The sequence below is a fragment of the Ruegeria sp. CF3 genome, from assembly GCF_056537365.1.
In genome coordinates this window covers 47603-63841 of record NZ_JBQFRK010000005.1, presented here as the reverse complement: position 1 = coordinate 63841, position 16239 = coordinate 47603, and the positions used below count along the sequence as shown (strand labels likewise).

Below are 16239 nucleotides of genomic sequence, written 5' to 3'. Positions count from 1 at the left end.
TCGATCTCGAATATATCGAAAGTTTTAGCCCGTGTTGTTTTAGATGGTATTCGAGGGGGCGAGATTGATACTTCCGGCGGGGCGCAGTTGATTTTCAACAGCGCCCCGTTCTCTTTTCCAAAGCATATGGCGAAGTACTTACTCTGCACCTTCGCGCAGACCATGATGATGACTAAACACCGGCCGCGCATGAAGCACCTCTGATCGGAAATCCGCCATGCGCCCCGGTAGCGCGCGATAGAATGATGCCAAACCTGGCTCAACCGCCATCGCATGCTTGGCACATTCCTTGCACAATCCAGCGACTACGGTCTGTGACTCCCGTGCGCGTATCGCCTCTAGTAGACCTATGTGTGCGGTCTGCAGCTTTTGAAACGATGCACTGCCTGCAACTTCCCGATCTCCGACCAGTACATAAACAGGCTCTGGCTCGCTTTTACCTTTCAAATCCACGAAGCCCGCCTCTAGCAGCGCAAGATCAGAATTGGTGACACGGCGAATAGAGTCTGAGACTAGAATATCATAATCCACATGTCGGCAGTTTTGTTCGATCCGCGCTGCCACATTCACCACATCTCCGATTACTGTGTAATTGAACCGGCGCCGCGAGCCGATATTGCCGACGCAGGCGGCTCCGGTTGCGCAGCCTGTCGCCAGTGCGATGGGAGGACGCCCGCGCATGATGGGCAAAGTGTTGAACTTATCTAGCGCGCCGCGCATCTTCAGCGCGGCCAAGGCAGCGCGGCACGGGTGGTCATCCACGGGCAGCGGTGCATTCCAAAAAGCCATAACCGCATCGCCGATGAACTTGTCGATCGTTCCACGCTCGACCAGAATCTGATCCCCGATCTCTGAGAACAGCGCATTCAGCAGGGCCACCAGATCGGTGGCTGATACAGACTCGGACAATGGCGTGAAGCCCCGAATGTCCGAAAACATCACCGTGATCTCCTGAGATTCACCTCCCAATTGCAGTTGATGCCCATTGGCCTCCATCTCATCGAGGATTTCCGGTGCGACATAATGCGAGAAAGTCTGGCGGATCACCCGCTTCTCCCGCTCGGTCGAAACAAAGAGGTACCCGGCCAGAAGCCCGAAATTGGCCATACCTCCGGCCAAAGGGAAGGTCGCATCAAACAGAACCGACTGGTTCTGGAACGCCAACCAACTGATGGCAATTACGGCCGATGCGGCAACACCGCCTGCAGCAAAAGAAGCGACCGCCCCATAGTTGGACATGACCACTGTGACAACGACGCCCAGGATCACGAACGCCAGCAGCTCAAGTGCAGAGGTAACATCCGATCTGCTCAGCACATCGCCAAGGATGATCTGTTCGATAATCTGGGCGTGGATCGAAACACCGGGAACAGATTCACCCAGTGCCGTTTCGCGCATATCGAACAGGCCCGCCGCAGAGGTGCCGACCAGGATGATCCGTCCTTCTATCTCTGACTGAAGCGTTGGATCACTACCGCTGCGCATGACATCATCGGCCGACAGATACAGGCCAGGATTGTCCCGTCTGTAACGCACCCAGATCTCGCCATTCTCGGTGGTCGGCAGCACAAAATCACCCAGACCAACCTCAAGCATGATGCCGATCTCGTCCTGCGATCCTTCGGCAAAATAAACGGATTCGCCCATGGCCACCCGCAGGGCTTCAACCCCAAGCGCAGGTAATACACCGTTGGGCCCGGACCAAAGCACAGGGACCCGTCGCACCACACCCAAACTTCCTTGGGGCGAAACATTAACACCCCCGATCCCGGCCGCTTCTTCCCCCAATGGCGGCGCCAGAGAGGTCCAGTGGGCAACGCTGACAAGGCCAGCTGCGGGGTTCTCTCCGATTTCAACTAACCCCGCCTTCGGTACAATGGCCGAACCGCTATCGGTTTGCCGGGCTGCCACACCCAGAACCACTGGCCATCTCGCAATTTCGTCCCCAAATCTGACGTCATTGTCCAGATCGATCGCGGCCTGATCCACCTGCAGTAGTCCGGACAAGGTCGGGTCTTGCAACAATCGCATCGGAGAGTATCGGTCGGGCTCGGCAAACAGCATATCAAAGGCAATCGCAGCGGCACCGTATTCGCCCAATCGTTCGACCATCTGACCCAACAGGGTACGAGGCCAAGGCCATTGGCCCCATTCTGCCAGAGACCTTTCATCAATATCCACCACGCGGACCGGCAGATCCGGGTTGTAGGCCCGTGGTGAAATCCGCTGCAGGATATCGAAGTAAATCAATCTGGACATTTGAACGGGATACGGATCCGCGACCCTAATGAAGCAGCCCATCAAGATCAGCCCCAAGCCTACAAGCCTGAATACTAATCGATGCCCAATTTTGTCTCTTATCTTACCCACCACGTTCACCTTCCAGGCGCAGGGGAACATGAAAATATATGTAACCTGATGCTACCAACCAGCTATCGCTGAAGCGTTACCTGCCGTCGCCGTTGCCCTGACACCCGATCCACCGCTATCTCCACTGGATGCGTTTACGGATGTTCTCGTTTCACCCGAGGCGCTTACACCTGCGCGCGCTGATGTCCCGGAACGCCCTTCGGCGCTGGCAGAGGCCCGGTCTGGCGCTTCGGATCGCCCGCTTTCGCGGGCCGCCGACACCTCAGAACGACCTTGTTCCGTTTGCCGCCGCGCTTCGCGCCGCTCTGGCCTTTCAGATTCAATCTTTGGGGCCTGAGCCTGTCTGCCCGAACACCCTTCTGCACTCACCCGAAACGGTGGCAGCAGTTGCGTTTGCGAGCGTATGAAGGGGAAACCACCTTTTAGCGCTTTGTCATACTGCTCCTTATCTATCGGGCGCCCCACCTGACCGCCCGAACCGGTCGCAAAGAGACTGCACTGTCGGCTTGCCGACCGGCACGACCCGCGTCGGCCGCACATCTGAACGGTGCCCTCGATAACCAGCATCGCGCTTTGGCTGCCGGATGTAATCCACATATCAAATGTCGTTCCCCGCACGGCCATGGTGGCATCGGGCGTTTTGATCGAATAAGCGCGCTTTCTGCTTTTGCCCGAAATGAAACGGAAACTGCCGCCCAGCGCCTGCACGGTGAAGTTTTTTGCCTTCCTATTGCCTCGCAGCATCGAGACATCCAGGATCATTCGAGCGTTCGGACCAACCGCAATCTTGGTTTCATCTACGAACACCAATTGAACCACGCCTGATCTGTCGGTCGAAATAGTATCGCCTGAAACAACATCCATCCCTTCACGCAAGCGTATCTTTTTACCGGCCCGGATAATATCCGCGCCCGGTTTAGCACTGAGCACTTTTCCGATTGATGCGATGGCCGACGCAGGCAGCGTCGCTAGAACCAAGAAAACACAAAACAATTTCAACCAGACCAAACCCAAGTCCCCTTCCCCCAAAAGGTACCTACCAGGGTGCCAAACACCCCACGCCCGATATCTGTCGCCTCAGAAAGCTAAATCTGAATAGTTATTAGAGCCTTAAAACTAGACAAATATGCGCCAGAACAGGTGGAGTTGGCAAGGTTTTGCATGTTTTTCAGCATTTCGGGGGTTTCGCACCCCTGCTTCCGGTAGCCCCAGCGCTCCTTCTTGTGGGTTTGATCATCGGTATTCAGAAAAATTTTCCAGACATAGAAAATCGCCTTGTATCTGGATGACAGGCAAGGATATACCGGCCAGCGGAGACGTGGCCGAGTGGTCGAAGGCGCTCCCCTGCTAAGGGAGTAGGCGGGAAACCGTCTCGAGGGTTCGAATCCCTTCGTCTCCGCCACCCATACCGGGAATCACCTGCGATGCCCGCCATGGTCTGAACGATCTCATAAAATCATCCCACTGAATTCACGACATTTCACGGGCGTTGCACACTACCATTTCTCAAGGCGGATTGGATCGGTCGCATCAACCATTGCACCCTGATGCAGGAGCTTGTTGCGTTGTCTGCAGTACAATTCAGCCCAGGATGTTGGAGGCGGTGAGATATTTATCTTCATCGCCCTAGAGAGCTCAATTTGGCAACCTGGCGCAATCGACACCCGTTACGGATTCAAAAAAAGGCCGTCCCAACTGGGACGGCCTTTCATTCACTGTCTCTCGAAAGAGGTTCAGGCAGCCAGCGCGGCCTGTGCTTTGGCGACGATCGCGCCGAACGCTTCCGGTTCGTGCACTGCCAAGTCGGCCAGAACTTTGCGGTCCACTTCGATACCGGCCAAGTTCAGGCCGTTAATGAAGCGGGAATATGTCAGTGCCTCGTCATGCGAACGGACAGCGGCGTTGATACGCTGGATCCACAGTGCGCGGAAGTTGCGCTTGCGGTTCTTGCGATCGCGGGTTGCGTACTGGTTGGCCTTGTCTACGGCCTGACGGGCAACCTTGAAGGTGCTCTTGCGGCGGCCATAGTAACCTTTGGCAGCCTTGATGACCTTCTTGTGACGGGCGTGAGTTACGGTTCCACCTTTAACGCGGGACATCTCTTAATCTCCTCTTAGCGGTCGTAGGGCATGTAGCCCTTGACGATCTTGGCGTCGGGGGCGGACAGGGTGGTGTTGCCACGGGCGTCGCGGATGAATTTCTTGGTCCGCTTGATCATGCCGTGCCGTTTGCCGGCCTGGCCAGCAAGGACCTTACCGGTCGCAGTCACCTTAAAGCGCTTTTTGGCGCTCGACTTTGTCTTCATCTTAGGCATTTCCGTCTCCTTTCGGGGTTCGGTTTCAGACGCGACTCGGCATGCCATCTCGGCCGGTCACGCGATCAGAAGCGCCGTTTACGCAAGTTCGATCATACTGGCAAGGGGGTTTGGGCCAGAATCTGCGCTTTTTGCAGGCTGGCTAGGCACCGGGGCGACACGCGCCGCCCCGGTGGTTTGGATTAATGTTCGAATTTGCGGATTTCACCACTCTTCAAACGCTCTGCATAAGATGCCAGTTCCTGACGTACCACTTTCATCAGGAAGTAGAGCGCGAAGACGTTCACAACCGCCATGGCAAAGATCGCCGCATCCGAGAAGTCGATAACGGGGCCAAGGTTAGCCGCTGCACCGATGACTACGAAGATGCAGAAGATGACCTTGAACACCAGTTCCTTGGTGTGACCCTCACCAAACAGGTAGGTCCAGGCCTTGAGGCCGTAGTAGGACCAGCTGATCATGGTCGAGAAGGCGAACAGAACTACTGCGATTGCCAAAACGTAAGGGAACCAACTGAACGCGCTGCCAAAGGCGGCTGAAGTCAGGCTGACGCCCGAGTTTCCGTCAACCGTTGCGATGGCATTACCGGCTTCGTTCAGCATATAGTTTCCGGTCTCCGGATCGACGATCAGCTGCTGCGTGATGATGATCACCAACGCGGTCATGGTACAGATCACAACCGTATCAATGAACGGCTCCAGCAGAGACACAAAGCCCTCGGTGATCGGTTCTTTGGTGCGAACCGCCGAGTGGGCAATCGCCGCAGAACCAACGCCCGCTTCGTTCGAGAACGCCGCACGCCGGAAGCCCTGGATCAATGCGCCGACCATACCGCCAGCAACACCAAGACCGGTGAAGGCTCCTGCGAAGATCTGGCCAAAGGCCCAACCGATCTGATCCGCGTTCATCAGGATGATCACCAGCGCCGCGGCCACATACATCACGCCCATGAAAGGAACGACTTTCTCAGTCACGCGCGCGATGGATTTCAGGCCGCCCACGATCACTGCAAAGACGATGCCTGCAAAGACCAGGCCAGTGATCCAGCCCGGGTAATCTCCGACGATGCCTGCGATTTGCTGGTGTGCCTGATTGGCCTGGAACATATTGCCCCCACCCAGCGCACCAAGTATACAGAAGATCGAGAACAGAACGGCCAGGATTTTACCGCCCGGCAGGCCCAATTCGTTGAACCCTTTGGACATGTAATACATCGGACCACCCGAAACGGTCCCGTCGTCATATTCGTTGCGGTATTTCACGCCCAGCGTACATTCGGTGAATTTCGACGCCATACCCAGAAGGCCCGCGACAATCATCCAGAAAGTTGCACCGGGTCCACCGATACCGACGGCCACCGCCACACCGGCGATATTACCGAGGCCGACCGTGCCAGACAGAGCTGTGGCCAGCGCCTGAAAGTGGCTGACCTCACCCGCATCATTGGGGTCAGAATAGTCACCTTTCACAAGGCTGATCGCGTGGCTGAAGAAACGCAGTTGCACGAAGGCAAAGTAAAGCGTGAAGACGGTCGCCGCGACCACCAACCAACCCACGATCCATGGGAAGCCGGTGCCTGGAAACGGAGCAAAGATAAAGCTGACGAAAGGACCTGTGAAATCAGCGAAGGCCTGGTTAATTTTATCGTCCAACCCGACCGCCTCCTGTGCGGCAGCGGGGCTCGCAACCAGAGCGGCAAGTGCTGCCAGACTCAGTTTGTTCTGAATATTCATCATAATCTCTCCCCTCAGTTCACGACCGTAACCGGAACATCGGCGTGCATGACAAGGTTCTGGGTCGAACTGCCAAACAGGCGTTTTTTGAACCCATCTGCCGAGGCCCGTCCCACAACGATCTGGGAGCCACCGTTTTCAACCGTGATTGCATTCAGCGTTTCCGCCACATCTCCGTGACGGACGATGCCGCGCGCCTCGAATCCTGCAGCCTTCAACGCTTCGACCGCTGGCTCGATGATCCGTGACGTGGCTAACGCAACCTCTTCTTCGCGCCGTTTGTGGCGCAGGGCGTTCTCTTCTGGTGTCTGGAATGTGAAAGGAGACCATTCGATGACATAAACCGCCAGAAGCTCGCATGAACCGATACGCCCGGCCAAGTCTTTGGCAAAGGCGATCGCGCGTTCTCCGGTTTCTGTCCCGTCCAGTCCTATGACAATTTTCGTTGTCATGCCGTTCCTCCGTTATTGTTGCTTTGGCCGGGGCCCTCGCCCCCGGCAGGGCAGCCGGAACCTGGAACTTGCTTGAGTAGACCGCCCTAAGGGCAAGTATCCCGAAAAAACACGCAAAAACAGAGAGATTATTGCTGGATACAACCCTCAAACTTCTAAGGCACTGTAAATAAATATTATTATATGCCCAAATATTAGGCATACGCTTGGTATCAAACTGAAATTAGTAGTGGTGATCCGGGCTTAGCCCGGATCAGTGTTGTAGATCAGCCGTTCATCACAAGGGGCGATACGTAAGATGTTGGTGGTGCCAGGAACATTGAAAGGGACGCCGGCGGTGACCACAATCTGATCAGTCTCAGCGGCGAAACCACCCGAACGGGCGGCGCGAGCGGCGCTGACGACCGCACCTTTGAACCGCTCTTGTTCAGGGGTTAAGACGCAATGACAACCCCAGCTCAGGCAAAGCCTGCGGGCGGTGCCAGTGGCGGGGGTCATTGCGATGATAGGCACACCGGGACGCTCACGGGCGGTGAGCAAGGCGGTGGTCCCGCTTTGAGTGAAGCAGCAGATGGCTTTGATGTCAGTCTTTTCGGCAATCTCGCGTGCCGCAGCCACGATACCATCAGCGATGGTCGTACCCTTGGCGGTACGCGACGCGGCAATAATCTGAGTGTAGGTTGGGTCAGCTTCAACTTCGATGGCAACCTTGTTCATCGTCTGAACCGCCTCGATGGGATAAGAACCAGCAGCCGATTCAGCACTCAGCATGATTGCATCGGTACCCTCGTAGATCGCGGTGGCCACGTCCGAAACCTCGGCCCGTGTGGGCATTGGGCTTTCGATCATGCTTTCCAGCATCTGGGTTGCGACAATCACAGGCTTCGCGGCTGTACGGCATTTACGCACCAGACGTTTTTGGATCGGGGGGACTGCCGAAACAGGCAGTTCGACGCCCAGATCACCCCGCGCAACCATGATCCCGTCTGAGGCGTCAAGGATATCGTCAAAAGCTTCGACCGCAGCAGGTTTTTCGATCTTGGACAAGATCGATGCTCGGCCATCCGCCAGTGCGCGCGCCTCGAACACATCCTTGGCACGCTGAACGAAGCTCAGCGCCAACCAGTCCACACCCAGTTGGCAGACAAATTCCAGATCGTCGCGATCCTTGGCCGACAGCGCTGCCAATGGCAGCACCACGTCAGGCACGTTCACACCCTTGCGGTTCGAAATCGTGCCACCGACTTCGACCGTGCAATGTGCAAAATCCTGACCGCAATCCTGCACGATCAGACGAATCTTTCCGTCATTGACCAGTAGGCGCGCACCTGGCTCCAATGCGGCAAAAATTTCGGGATGTGGCAGGCAGACCCGGGTGATATCCCCGGCTGCCGGATCAAGATCCAGACGGAATGCGGCGCCCTCCTCCAGTTCTTCCGCATCATTTGCAAACACGCCAACGCGCAGCTTTGGCCCCTGCAGATCAGCCAGAATCGCGATCGGGCTTTCCAGATCCTTTTCGATCTGCCGGATTATACGGTGCCTCTCGCGAATCTCATCGTGGCTGCCATGGCTCATGTTCAGCCGGAATACATCGGCCCCAGCCTCATGCAGCGCTCGGATGGTGTCATAGTCATTGGACGCCGGTCCCAGCGTCGCCACGATTTTCACATTTCTCAGGCGTCGCATTGATCAGACTCTCCTCAAACGCGTAAATGTTACCGCAAACATTGCTCAGGCTGCTTATTGCGCAATTCCCTTTCCAACGCAACTGTCCTACACCTGCGACAAACAAGATGACAGGCTCATGACATACTCTCCGTTTTTTGTTCACGGCGCGGATCGCTCGTCGCGTTGGCTGATTACCTGTGACCATGCAACCAACATGGTGCCGCCCGAAATCAGCGGCGGAGACCTGGGTCTGCCACGCGAGGATATGGAACGCCATATCGCATATGACGTCGGCGCCTACGAGGTTTCAAAACATCTGGGTGAGGTTCTGAACGCCCCGGTAATCGCAGCCAACTTCTCGCGCCTCGTGATTGACCCCAACCGGGGCGAGGACGATCCAACGCTGCTGATGAAGCTCTATGACGGTTCGATCATTCCTGGTAACCGCCACGCAGATGCGACCGAGCGTGAGCGTCGTCTAAATATGTGTTACCGGCCCTATCACGATGCGCTGGCGCAGCTTGCGGCCCTGCCGCATGCGGTCATCATCTCGATGCATTCCTTTACGCGCCAGCTCCGTGGCCGCGATCCTCGGCCGTGGCACATCGGCGTCTTGCACACACCGGATGAGCGGTTCTCGCGCCCGCTGATCAACCGGTTGAACGCCGAGGATGATCTGTGCGTTGGGGTAAATGAACCCTATACAGGTGTGCTACCCGGCGATGCGATCGACAAGCATTGCAGCAGTTTCGGCCGTCCTAATGCACTGATCGAACTGCGTAATGATCTGATTGCGGATCATGACGGGCAACGCAGCTGGGCCGAACGATTGGCCGTTATTCTGCAGGATGCACTGAACGATAGCGGACTATGACGTAAGGTCACTTCATGCCGCTTCCGATCCTCGAAATATTGTGAGCCAATATACTGACACCCATATATTAAGGGAAAGGAGACGACCATGACTCAGGAATTCCTGACTACTGTCTTCGGCTGGATGACCGCCCTTAACATCGCTGTTTTGTTGTTCAGCACACTTATGATCCTTATCATGCAGGACTGGATTGCAGGCGTGCATGGCAGAATGTTCCAAATGGAGCGGGCAGACGTAAAGAGGGTCTATTTCAGATATCTTGCGAACTACAAAATCCTGACAATCATTTTTTGCCTTGTGCCGTGGTTGGCCCTCAAACTGGCATAAAGCATCCAAACCTGACGTTCCAAGGGGCCTTAGGGCCTCTACTGTTCGTTGTAACATGGCCCACGGATTGCTAGGTCAGGTCCAGAACGCAAGACAATCATTCGGAGCCCGACAATGGACAAGCAAACCGAAATCGAACTTCAGGCCGCAGCGTTTCGCCGTTTGCAGCAGCATCTGATGCAGGATCGCACCGACGTACAGAACATCGATATGATGAATCTGACCGGGTTCTGCCGCAATTGCCTGTCGCGCTGGTATCAGGAAGCCGCCAATGCCAAGGGCATCGACATGGACAAAAACGAAGCGCGCGAGATTTTCTATGGCATGACCATGGATGAGTGGAAGGCCAACTACCAGACCGAAGCGAACGCCGAGAAACAAGCCGCCTTCAAGGTCGCGTTTGAAGAGAACGTCACGAAAAAAGGCTGACGCCCCGAAAACGAAAAATGCCCGCCGTTTTGGCGGGCCTTTGCTTTAGATTGCGGCCTTTCGGCTTTCGTCCAGATAGATCTCGCGAAGGCGTTTGGCAATCGGGCCCGGCGTGCCATCACCCAGTGCCACGCCGTCAATCTCAACCACCGGCATGACAAAAGCGCTGGCCGAAGTGGTGAAGGCCTCATCCGCCTCTTTCGCCTCATCGATGGTGAACAGGCGCTCCTCAATCTCCATCTGCGCCTCGGCGGCCATGCGCAGAACCGCCTTGCGGGTGATGCCGTGCAGAATGTCGTTGGACAGCGGGCGGGTGACGATCTTGCCGTTCTTGACGAAATAGGCGTTGTTGCTGGTGCCTTCGGTGACATAGCCATCTTCAACCAGCCAGGCATCGTCACAGCCAGCCGCTTTCGCCATCATCTTGCCCATGGACGGATACAGCAGTTGCACGGTTTTGATATCGCGGCGGCCCCAACGGATGTCATCGATCGAAATGACCTTGGCCCCTTTCTTCGACGCGGGGCTGTCGGCCAGACCTGGCTTATTCTGCGTGAACAAAACCAGCGTAGGCTTGGTATCCGCTGACGGAAACACAAAATCCCGGTCGCCGTCACTGCCGCGCGAAACCTGTAGATAGATCAGACCTTCTTCGATGTCGTTCAGCTCGACCAGTTTGCGATGGATTTCCAGAAGTTCTTCTTTGCTGCAGGGTTCAGCCATCTGTAACTCGTCCAGCGAGCGTTTCAGCCGCACCGCGTGGCCTTCGAAATCGACCAGCTTACCATCCAGCACACTGGTTACTTCATAGACGGCGTCTGCAAACAGGAAACCTCGATCAAAGATCGAGACGCTTGCCTCGGTTTCAGGCAGGTATTCGCCATTCACATAAACGGTGCGGGTCATGTTCTTCTCCTCAGCCCCAAAGTGCCGCTTTGGGCGGATGCACTCCGGCGTCATCAAAAATCAGGGGTGTGTCGCGGTCTTCTGCCAACAAAAGCGGTCCGTCAAGGTCCGTCACCATCGCACCCTGCGCGACCAGCGTTGCAGGTGCCATGGCCAGCGAACTTCCAACCATGCATCCGACCATGATGCCATAGCCCTCGGCCAGCGCGGCCTTGCGCAGCTCCAGCGCCTCGGTCAGACCGCCGGTCTTGTCGAGTTTGATGTTCACCACATCATATTTGCCCTTTAATTTAGGCAAGCTGGCCCGATCGTGACAGGATTCGTCGGCACATACCGGCACCGGACGATCCATGCCGATCAGTGCATCATCCTCACCGGCTGGCAGAGGTTGTTCAACCAGAGCAACGCCCAGTCGCACAAGATGCGGCGCAAGATCGGCGTACACTTCAGCAGACCAACCCTCATTGGCGTCGATAATGATTTTGGACTCCGGCGCACCAGCCCGCACGGCCTCAAGCCGGGGCATGTCGTCCGGTGTACCAAGTTTGATCTTCAACAAGGGTCGGAACGCATTTTCTGCCGCCTGTGCCTGCATTGCCTCGGGAGTGTCCAGGGAAAGAGTATAGGCCGTAACTTCAGGCCCCGGTGCGGCAAGTTCCGCCAGCTCCCACGCCCGTTTGCCGGAGCGTTTCGCCTCAAGGTCCCAAAGCGCGCAATCCACTGCATTCCGAGCCGCGCCGGCAGGCAGCAGATCCATCAGGGAATAGCGAGAGAATACGTCGGGCAGGCCGGCAATCTCGGCCTCGACTGAATCCAGCGTTTCGTCATAGCGCGCATAGGGCACGCATTCGCCCCAACCATGATGCACACCATCCGAGATCCGAACCGTCAGGACCTTTGCCTCGGTCCGTGAGCCGCGCGAGATAGTGAATACCTGCGCCAGCCGAAATACATCGCGGGAAACGTCAATCTGCACGCGTTCAACCTTTCATCGAAAGTGGTGTCTGTTGCCGACAGCAAGGGGCGATCGGCAACCTGCTTAGATCACAGTGCGGCCAGCGCATCCACCAGTTTACCAGCACCAAAACGGTAAGGATCGGTTGCTGGGATACCCATCTCGGTCTCAACCTTGGCGATGTATGCGTGTGCGTCGTCTTCGCTCAGATGCTGGGTGTTGATCGACACTCCTGCAACCTGACACTCTGGGTTTGCCACGCGCGCCAGCGGCAGTGCTGTGTCGCGCAACTGCTCCAGCGTCGGCAGTGAATACTCAGGCAATCCTCGCATATGGGTCCGGGTCGGCTCGTGGCACAGGATCAGCGCGTCGGGCTGACCGCCATGGATCAGCGCCATGGTCACGCCAGAATAGGACACATGGAACAAAGAGCCCTGCCCTTCGATGTGATCCCAGTGATCCGGATCATTGTCCGGTGTCAAATACTCAACGGATCCCGCCATGAAATCGGCGATAACCGCATCCAGCGGGACGCCCTGACCCGTGACCAGAATTCCGGTCTGACCGGTGGCCCGGAAGGTGGATTTCATGCCGCGTTTGCGCATTTCAGCGTCCATGGACATCGCAGTGTACATCTTGCCGGCAGAGCAGTCGGTTCCAACGGCCAGGCACCGCTTACCAGTACGCTTGCGGCCGTTTGCGATGGGATATCCTACGGTCGGTACACGGACGTCGTGCAATGTGCAGCCGTGAGTCTGTGCCGCAGCAACCAGATCGCCTTCGTCGCGCAGCAGGTTGTGCAGGCCCGACGCCAGATCATAACCCATCTCCAGTGCTGCGATCAGAACCTCTTTCCAGGCCTCACTGATGACCCCACCTCGGTTGGCAACACCAATGACAAGAGTCTTGGCACCAGCAGCTTTACCTTCGGCAAGTGTCATTTCGGTAAGACCCAAATCAGTCTTGCAACCATCCAGCCTTATTTGACCCACGGCATTCTCAGGACGCCAGTCGCGGATACCAATGGCCACTTTGGCCGCCAACAAGTCGGGCGCATCGCCCAAAAACAACAGGTACGGTGTCTCGATCATTGCGGTGCACTCCTTTGATTCTGGCTTAAGCTAGAGAACCGTTTTGACGAGGGTTTCTCAAATTCTTCTCGCCTGCCCGCCCACAGCGGGAAGTTTTTGCGTATTTTGGCTTTCTTGCACAAGATTGTTCGAAGTTTTTAAACTGATCAAACTTTAAGCACCCCATTTTGCCAGTATCTTCAATCATGCTGCATACGCATTGCCGCATATGCACAATCACGCTTGCGCAGCATTGCGCAATTTAATATCCCATGACCAACCCTAAACGCAATTTCCTTACTCGCATGAGGTCCAAATGAGCTTCCGCATCCAACCTGCCGCTCCGGCCCGGCCCAATCGCTGCCAACTGTTTGGCCCGGGCTCGAACACCAAGCTATTTCCCAAGATGGCAGCATCAGCTGCAGACGTCATTAATCTGGATCTAGAAGATTCGGTGGCTCCTTCCGACAAGGATACCGCTCGCGCTAACGTAATCGAGGCGCTGAACACAGTTGATTGGGGCAATAAATACATGTCGGTTCGGATCAATGGGCTGGATACACCCTATTGGTACCGTGACGTGGTTGATGTGCTGGAACAGGCAGGCGACCGTCTGGATCAGATCATGATCCCCAAGGTAGGCTGCGCGGCGGATGTCTATGCAGTTGACGCGCTGGTCACCGCGATCGAGCGCGCCAAGGGCCGAACCAAGCCAATTTCATTCGAAGTGATCATCGAATCTGCCGCCGGACTGGCGCATGTCGAAGAAATCGCCGCCTCATCCCCGCGCCTGCAGGCCATGAGCCTTGGCGCCGCAGATTTTGCAGCCTCAATGGGCATGCAGACAACCGGCATCGGGGGTACGCAGGAAAACTACTATATGCTGCGCGAAGGCAAAAAGCACTGGTCCGATCCGTGGCACTGGGCGCAGGCCGCAATTGTCGCCGCCTGCCGCACCCATGGCGTGCTGCCGGTGGATGGTCCGTTCGGCGATTTCTCAGACGATGAGGGCTATATCGCGCAGGCCAAACGGTCTGCTACGCTGGGGATGGTCGGCAAATGGGCCATCCACCCCAAACAAATCGCATTGGCCAATCAGGTCTTCACACCGTCGAATGAAGCAGTGTCCGAAGCGCGCGAGATTCTGGCCGCCATGGAACAAGCAAAAGCCAACGGCGAAGGCGCGACGGTCTACAAAGGGCGTTTGGTCGATATCGCTTCGATCAAACAAGCCGAGGTTATTGTGGCGCAGGCGGAATTAATCGCGGCGGGTAGCTAAGAAAAAAGGGCGCTCAGCTGAGCGCCCCAATCGATCTGATCAGCGTCCAAATACATTGTTTGGTGTCCATGTGAAACGCTCACCCTTCTTTCCTGATTTCATCATCAGGCAGGATGTACCGTATTTCTGAAAATACTTGATTTTGATTGGATACCAACCCGCCTGCGGCACCTCGACCTCGGTGCGTTGGTTGGCTTCGCAGCCCTGACGGCCGTTGACATAGCCGATCTGCTGACCGCCGACCCAGGCGTCAATCCCATCGTTCGACCAGGTCTCAAGCTCGTAAACTCCGGGTGAATCAAAGCGGATATATCCGCTGATTTCCGCGGCAACATTGAACGCCTGATTGTAGGTCAGGACAGGATCACCTTCGTTCGTGTCTCTGTAGTCCAAACCTCGGAGGGGCTGACCCGGCTTTGCCTTTTTCAGCAGATGATTGACCTTCGAGAGGTTCTGGATTTTGCGAGGCGGGTTACCTTCCCAACTGTATTTTACGTTCAAGCCGGCTTTTGGGCTGGGCTGAGGGCTAGCTGGCTGTAACTTCAAAGGTGCTGCTGTCGCAGCGCCGGCAAACATTGCCAAGGCAGCCACCAGCGCTCCGGTGCGAAAAAATGTCATGGTCTACTCCCTGAATTTGCGCCTGCTTCGGGGTTAATCCCTGCCGACGATCCTGTTGAGATGACACTAGGCGCTGAACTTTGACCTCGCAAGATGGTTAAAAATCACTTTTTGATGGTCACGCGCGCATATCCTTGGGCGATCCCATCACAACATATGAGGTGATCGAGGTCACATGCGGCAGTGTACCCAGCACCTCGGTGTGGAAGGTTTTGTAGGAGGGCAAATCGGCACATTCGACCCGTAGCAGGTATTCGATCGTGCCGGTGATATTGTGACATTCCACCACTTCGGGCGCTTGTTGCAAGGCCCTTTCGAACCCTTCCTGCGCCGCTTTTGTGTGCTCGCCCAGACCAACGCCGATATAGGCAACGAAACCCACCCCCAGCGCCGCCGGGTTCAGCACTGCTCGGTAGCCGGAAATGATCCCTGCCCGCTCAAGCTCCTGCACCCGGCGCAAGCAAGCGGAGGGCGACAGGCCCACCCGCTCGGCAAGATCGAGGTTGCTGATGCGACCGTCCCGCGAAAGCTCTTGCAATATATGTTGGTTGATCTGATCAATCTTCGCCATTTATTGCAACATTAACCTTAGAGCGCACGAATACGCAATTTCATTTGCCGGATTCAGCGAGAAAATGCAGCCATGACCTACGATATCCTGATGGCCCTGATCGCATTTGCCTTTGTCTCGTCAATCACGCCGGGACCCAACAATCTTATGCTTATGGCATCGGGTGCGAATTTCGGCTTTCGCCGCACGATCCCGCATATGCTGGGTATCGGTTTGGGCTTCACCTTTATGGTGCTTCTGGTAGGGGCGGGTCTGGTTCAAGTCTTTGACCGGTATCCGATTAGTCATACCGTGTTGAAAGTTCTTTCGGTTCTGTATCTGCTGTATCTGGCATGGAAAATCGCCCATGCAGCGCCCGCTAAAGGTGTCGATGCTGCGGGCACCCCGATGACGTTTCTGCAAGCTGCAGCCTTCCAATGGGTCAACCCAAAAGCCTGGGCGATGGCGCTGACCGCGACAGCCGCCTATGCGCCCGACCAAACGATCAATGCGATTCTGCTGGTCGCGCTGGTGTTCGGAGCCATCAACCTGCCCTCGGTCAGCACCTGGACGGTTCTTGGACAGCAAATGGCGCGAATCCTGACGAACCCGCACCGATTGCTGGCATTCAACTGGACGATGGCGGCCCTGCTTGTGGCCTCGCTCTATCCGGTGCTGTGGCCGAATTAGG

Annotated in this window: 17 protein-coding genes and 1 tRNA gene; 6 read left to right on the top strand and 12 right to left on the bottom strand. The window is 56.2% G+C overall.

The window, feature by feature from the left end:
- Window positions 1-138 precede the first annotated feature (138 nt).
- The gene (locus ACR0KC_RS16455) at window positions 139-2259 is read right to left on the bottom strand and encodes a CHASE2 domain-containing protein (protein WP_480707049.1); all 2121 of its coding nucleotides are present in this window, start codon (window positions 2257-2259) and stop codon (window positions 139-141) included.
- Window positions 2260-2421: 162 nt separating this feature from the next.
- The gene (locus ACR0KC_RS16450) at window positions 2422-3378 is read right to left on the bottom strand and encodes a FecR family protein (protein ID WP_480771998.1); all 957 of its coding nucleotides are present in this window, start codon (window positions 3376-3378) and stop codon (window positions 2422-2424) included.
- Window positions 3379-3682: 304 nt separating this feature from the next.
- On the opposite strand from ACR0KC_RS16450, the gene ACR0KC_RS16445 reads away from it, so the two are divergent.
- A tRNA-Ser gene (locus tag ACR0KC_RS16445) sits at window positions 3683-3772 on the top strand.
- Between the two features lie 331 nt (window positions 3773-4103).
- On the opposite strand, the gene rplT is transcribed toward ACR0KC_RS16445, so the two are convergent.
- The 5 genes from rplT to pyk form a co-directional block, all read right to left on the bottom strand.
- On the bottom strand, window positions 4104-4469 hold the full coding sequence (gene rplT / locus ACR0KC_RS16440) for a 50S ribosomal protein L20 (RefSeq protein WP_008756009.1): 366 nt from the start codon (window positions 4467-4469) through the stop codon (window positions 4104-4106).
- Between the two features lie 14 nt (window positions 4470-4483).
- The gene (rpmI, locus tag ACR0KC_RS16435) at window positions 4484-4684 is read right to left on the bottom strand and encodes a 50S ribosomal protein L35 (RefSeq protein ID WP_010443552.1); all 201 of its coding nucleotides are present in this window, start codon (window positions 4682-4684) and stop codon (window positions 4484-4486) included.
- 182 nt (window positions 4685-4866) lie between these two features.
- Window positions 4867-6417: an alanine/glycine:cation symporter family protein gene (locus ACR0KC_RS16430; protein ID WP_170423587.1), complete on the bottom strand. Its 1551-nt coding sequence runs from the start codon at window positions 6415-6417 to the stop codon at window positions 4867-4869.
- A gap of 14 nt (window positions 6418-6431) precedes the next feature.
- Window positions 6432-6869, bottom strand: a complete 438-nt coding sequence (locus tag ACR0KC_RS16425) for a universal stress protein (protein WP_170395586.1) — start codon at window positions 6867-6869, stop codon at window positions 6432-6434.
- Between the two features lie 243 nt (window positions 6870-7112).
- A complete protein-coding gene (gene pyk / locus ACR0KC_RS16420) occupies window positions 7113-8558 on the bottom strand; it encodes a pyruvate kinase (protein WP_170395584.1) in 1446 nt (481 codons plus the stop codon).
- A gap of 118 nt (window positions 8559-8676) precedes the next feature.
- Between pyk and ACR0KC_RS16415 the strand changes: the two genes are divergently transcribed.
- The 3 genes from ACR0KC_RS16415 (at window position 8677) to ACR0KC_RS16405 (ending at window position 10170) form a co-directional block, all read left to right on the top strand.
- Window positions 8677-9414: an N-formylglutamate amidohydrolase gene (locus ACR0KC_RS16415; RefSeq protein WP_170733529.1), complete on the top strand. Its 738-nt coding sequence runs from the start codon at window positions 8677-8679 to the stop codon at window positions 9412-9414.
- Window positions 9415-9501: 87 nt separating this feature from the next.
- The gene (locus ACR0KC_RS16410) at window positions 9502-9741 is read left to right on the top strand and encodes a DUF6868 family protein (RefSeq protein ID WP_170733528.1); all 240 of its coding nucleotides are present in this window, start codon (window positions 9502-9504) and stop codon (window positions 9739-9741) included.
- 114 nt (window positions 9742-9855) lie between these two features.
- Complete coding sequence (locus ACR0KC_RS16405; RefSeq protein WP_170395578.1) at window positions 9856-10170, top strand: DUF1244 domain-containing protein; 315 nt, start codon at window positions 9856-9858, stop codon at window positions 10168-10170.
- A 45-nt stretch (window positions 10171-10215) separates the two neighbouring features.
- On the opposite strand, the gene ACR0KC_RS16400 is transcribed toward ACR0KC_RS16405, so the two are convergent.
- From ACR0KC_RS16400 to dgcN, 3 genes are all read right to left on the bottom strand, one after another.
- Window positions 10216-11076, bottom strand: a complete 861-nt coding sequence (locus ACR0KC_RS16400; RefSeq protein ID WP_170395576.1) for a D-amino-acid transaminase — start codon at window positions 11074-11076, stop codon at window positions 10216-10218.
- 10 nt (window positions 11077-11086) lie between these two features.
- On the bottom strand, window positions 11087-12052 hold the full coding sequence (gene dgcA, locus ACR0KC_RS16395; protein WP_170733527.1) for an N-acetyl-D-Glu racemase DgcA: 966 nt from the start codon (window positions 12050-12052) through the stop codon (window positions 11087-11089).
- A 68-nt stretch (window positions 12053-12120) separates the two neighbouring features.
- Window positions 12121-13122, bottom strand: coding sequence for an N-acetyltransferase DgcN (dgcN, locus tag ACR0KC_RS16390; RefSeq protein WP_170395572.1), 1002 nt, complete (start codon window positions 13120-13122; stop codon window positions 12121-12123).
- Window positions 13123-13417: 295 nt separating this feature from the next.
- Between dgcN and ACR0KC_RS16385 the strand changes: the two genes are divergently transcribed.
- Window positions 13418-14380 (top strand): L-malyl-CoA/beta-methylmalyl-CoA lyase, encoded by a 963-nt coding sequence (locus tag ACR0KC_RS16385; RefSeq protein ID WP_480707029.1) that lies wholly within the window; start codon window positions 13418-13420, stop codon window positions 14378-14380.
- A 39-nt stretch (window positions 14381-14419) separates the two neighbouring features.
- Here the strand turns inward: ACR0KC_RS16385 and ACR0KC_RS16380 are convergent, their stop codons facing one another.
- The gene (locus ACR0KC_RS16380; protein ID WP_170395568.1) at window positions 14420-14998 is read right to left on the bottom strand and encodes a PA14 domain-containing protein; all 579 of its coding nucleotides are present in this window, start codon (window positions 14996-14998) and stop codon (window positions 14420-14422) included.
- 118 nt (window positions 14999-15116) lie between these two features.
- Window positions 15117-15569: an Lrp/AsnC family transcriptional regulator gene (locus ACR0KC_RS16375; RefSeq protein WP_170513733.1), complete on the bottom strand. Its 453-nt coding sequence runs from the start codon at window positions 15567-15569 to the stop codon at window positions 15117-15119.
- Between the two features lie 72 nt (window positions 15570-15641).
- Here ACR0KC_RS16375 and ACR0KC_RS16370 point away from each other — a divergent pair, with 72 nt between their 5' ends.
- Window positions 15642-16238 carry a LysE family translocator gene (locus ACR0KC_RS16370; protein WP_170626224.1) on the top strand — a complete coding sequence of 199 codons (597 nt, stop codon included), beginning with the start codon at window positions 15642-15644 and terminating at the stop codon, window positions 16236-16238.
- Window position 16239 lies beyond the last annotated feature (1 nt).

Bases quoted from the DNA above. Each gene is read 5' to 3' on its own strand.
- ACR0KC_RS16380 (WP_170395568.1), bottom strand. From the start codon at position 14,998: ATGACATTTTTTCGCACCGGAGCGCTGGTGGCTGCCTTGGCAATGTTT.
- rplT (WP_008756009.1), bottom strand. From the start codon at position 4,469: ATGTCCCGCGTTAAAGGTGGAACCGTAACTCACGCCCGTCACAAGAAG.
- ACR0KC_RS16385 (WP_480707029.1), top strand. From the start codon at position 13,418: ATGAGCTTCCGCATCCAACCTGCCGCTCCGGCCCGGCCCAATCGCTGC.
- ACR0KC_RS16410 (WP_170733528.1), top strand. From the start codon at position 9,502: ATGACTCAGGAATTCCTGACTACTGTCTTCGGCTGGATGACCGCCCTT.
- rpmI (WP_010443552.1), bottom strand. From the start codon at position 4,684: ATGCCTAAGATGAAGACAAAGTCGAGCGCCAAAAAGCGCTTTAAGGTG.
- ACR0KC_RS16430 (WP_170423587.1), bottom strand. From the start codon at position 6,417: ATGAATATTCAGAACAAACTGAGTCTGGCAGCACTTGCCGCTCTGGTT.
- ACR0KC_RS16455 (WP_480707049.1), bottom strand. From the start codon at position 2,259: ATGTCCAGATTGATTTACTTCGATATCCTGCAGCGGATTTCACCACGG.
- ACR0KC_RS16400 (WP_170395576.1), bottom strand. From the start codon at position 11,076: ATGACCCGCACCGTTTATGTGAATGGCGAATACCTGCCTGAAACCGAG.
- dgcN (WP_170395572.1), bottom strand. From the start codon at position 13,122: ATGATCGAGACACCGTACCTGTTGTTTTTGGGCGATGCGCCCGACTTG.
- ACR0KC_RS16405 (WP_170395578.1), top strand. From the start codon at position 9,856: ATGGACAAGCAAACCGAAATCGAACTTCAGGCCGCAGCGTTTCGCCGT.
- pyk (WP_170395584.1), bottom strand. From the start codon at position 8,558: ATGCGACGCCTGAGAAATGTGAAAATCGTGGCGACGCTGGGACCGGCG.
- ACR0KC_RS16415 (WP_170733529.1), top strand. From the start codon at position 8,677: ATGACATACTCTCCGTTTTTTGTTCACGGCGCGGATCGCTCGTCGCGT.
- ACR0KC_RS16375 (WP_170513733.1), bottom strand. From the start codon at position 15,569: ATGGCGAAGATTGATCAGATCAACCAACATATATTGCAAGAGCTTTCG.
- ACR0KC_RS16425 (WP_170395586.1), bottom strand. From the start codon at position 6,869: ATGACAACGAAAATTGTCATAGGACTGGACGGGACAGAAACCGGAGAA.
- ACR0KC_RS16370 (WP_170626224.1), top strand. From the start codon at position 15,642: ATGACCTACGATATCCTGATGGCCCTGATCGCATTTGCCTTTGTCTCG.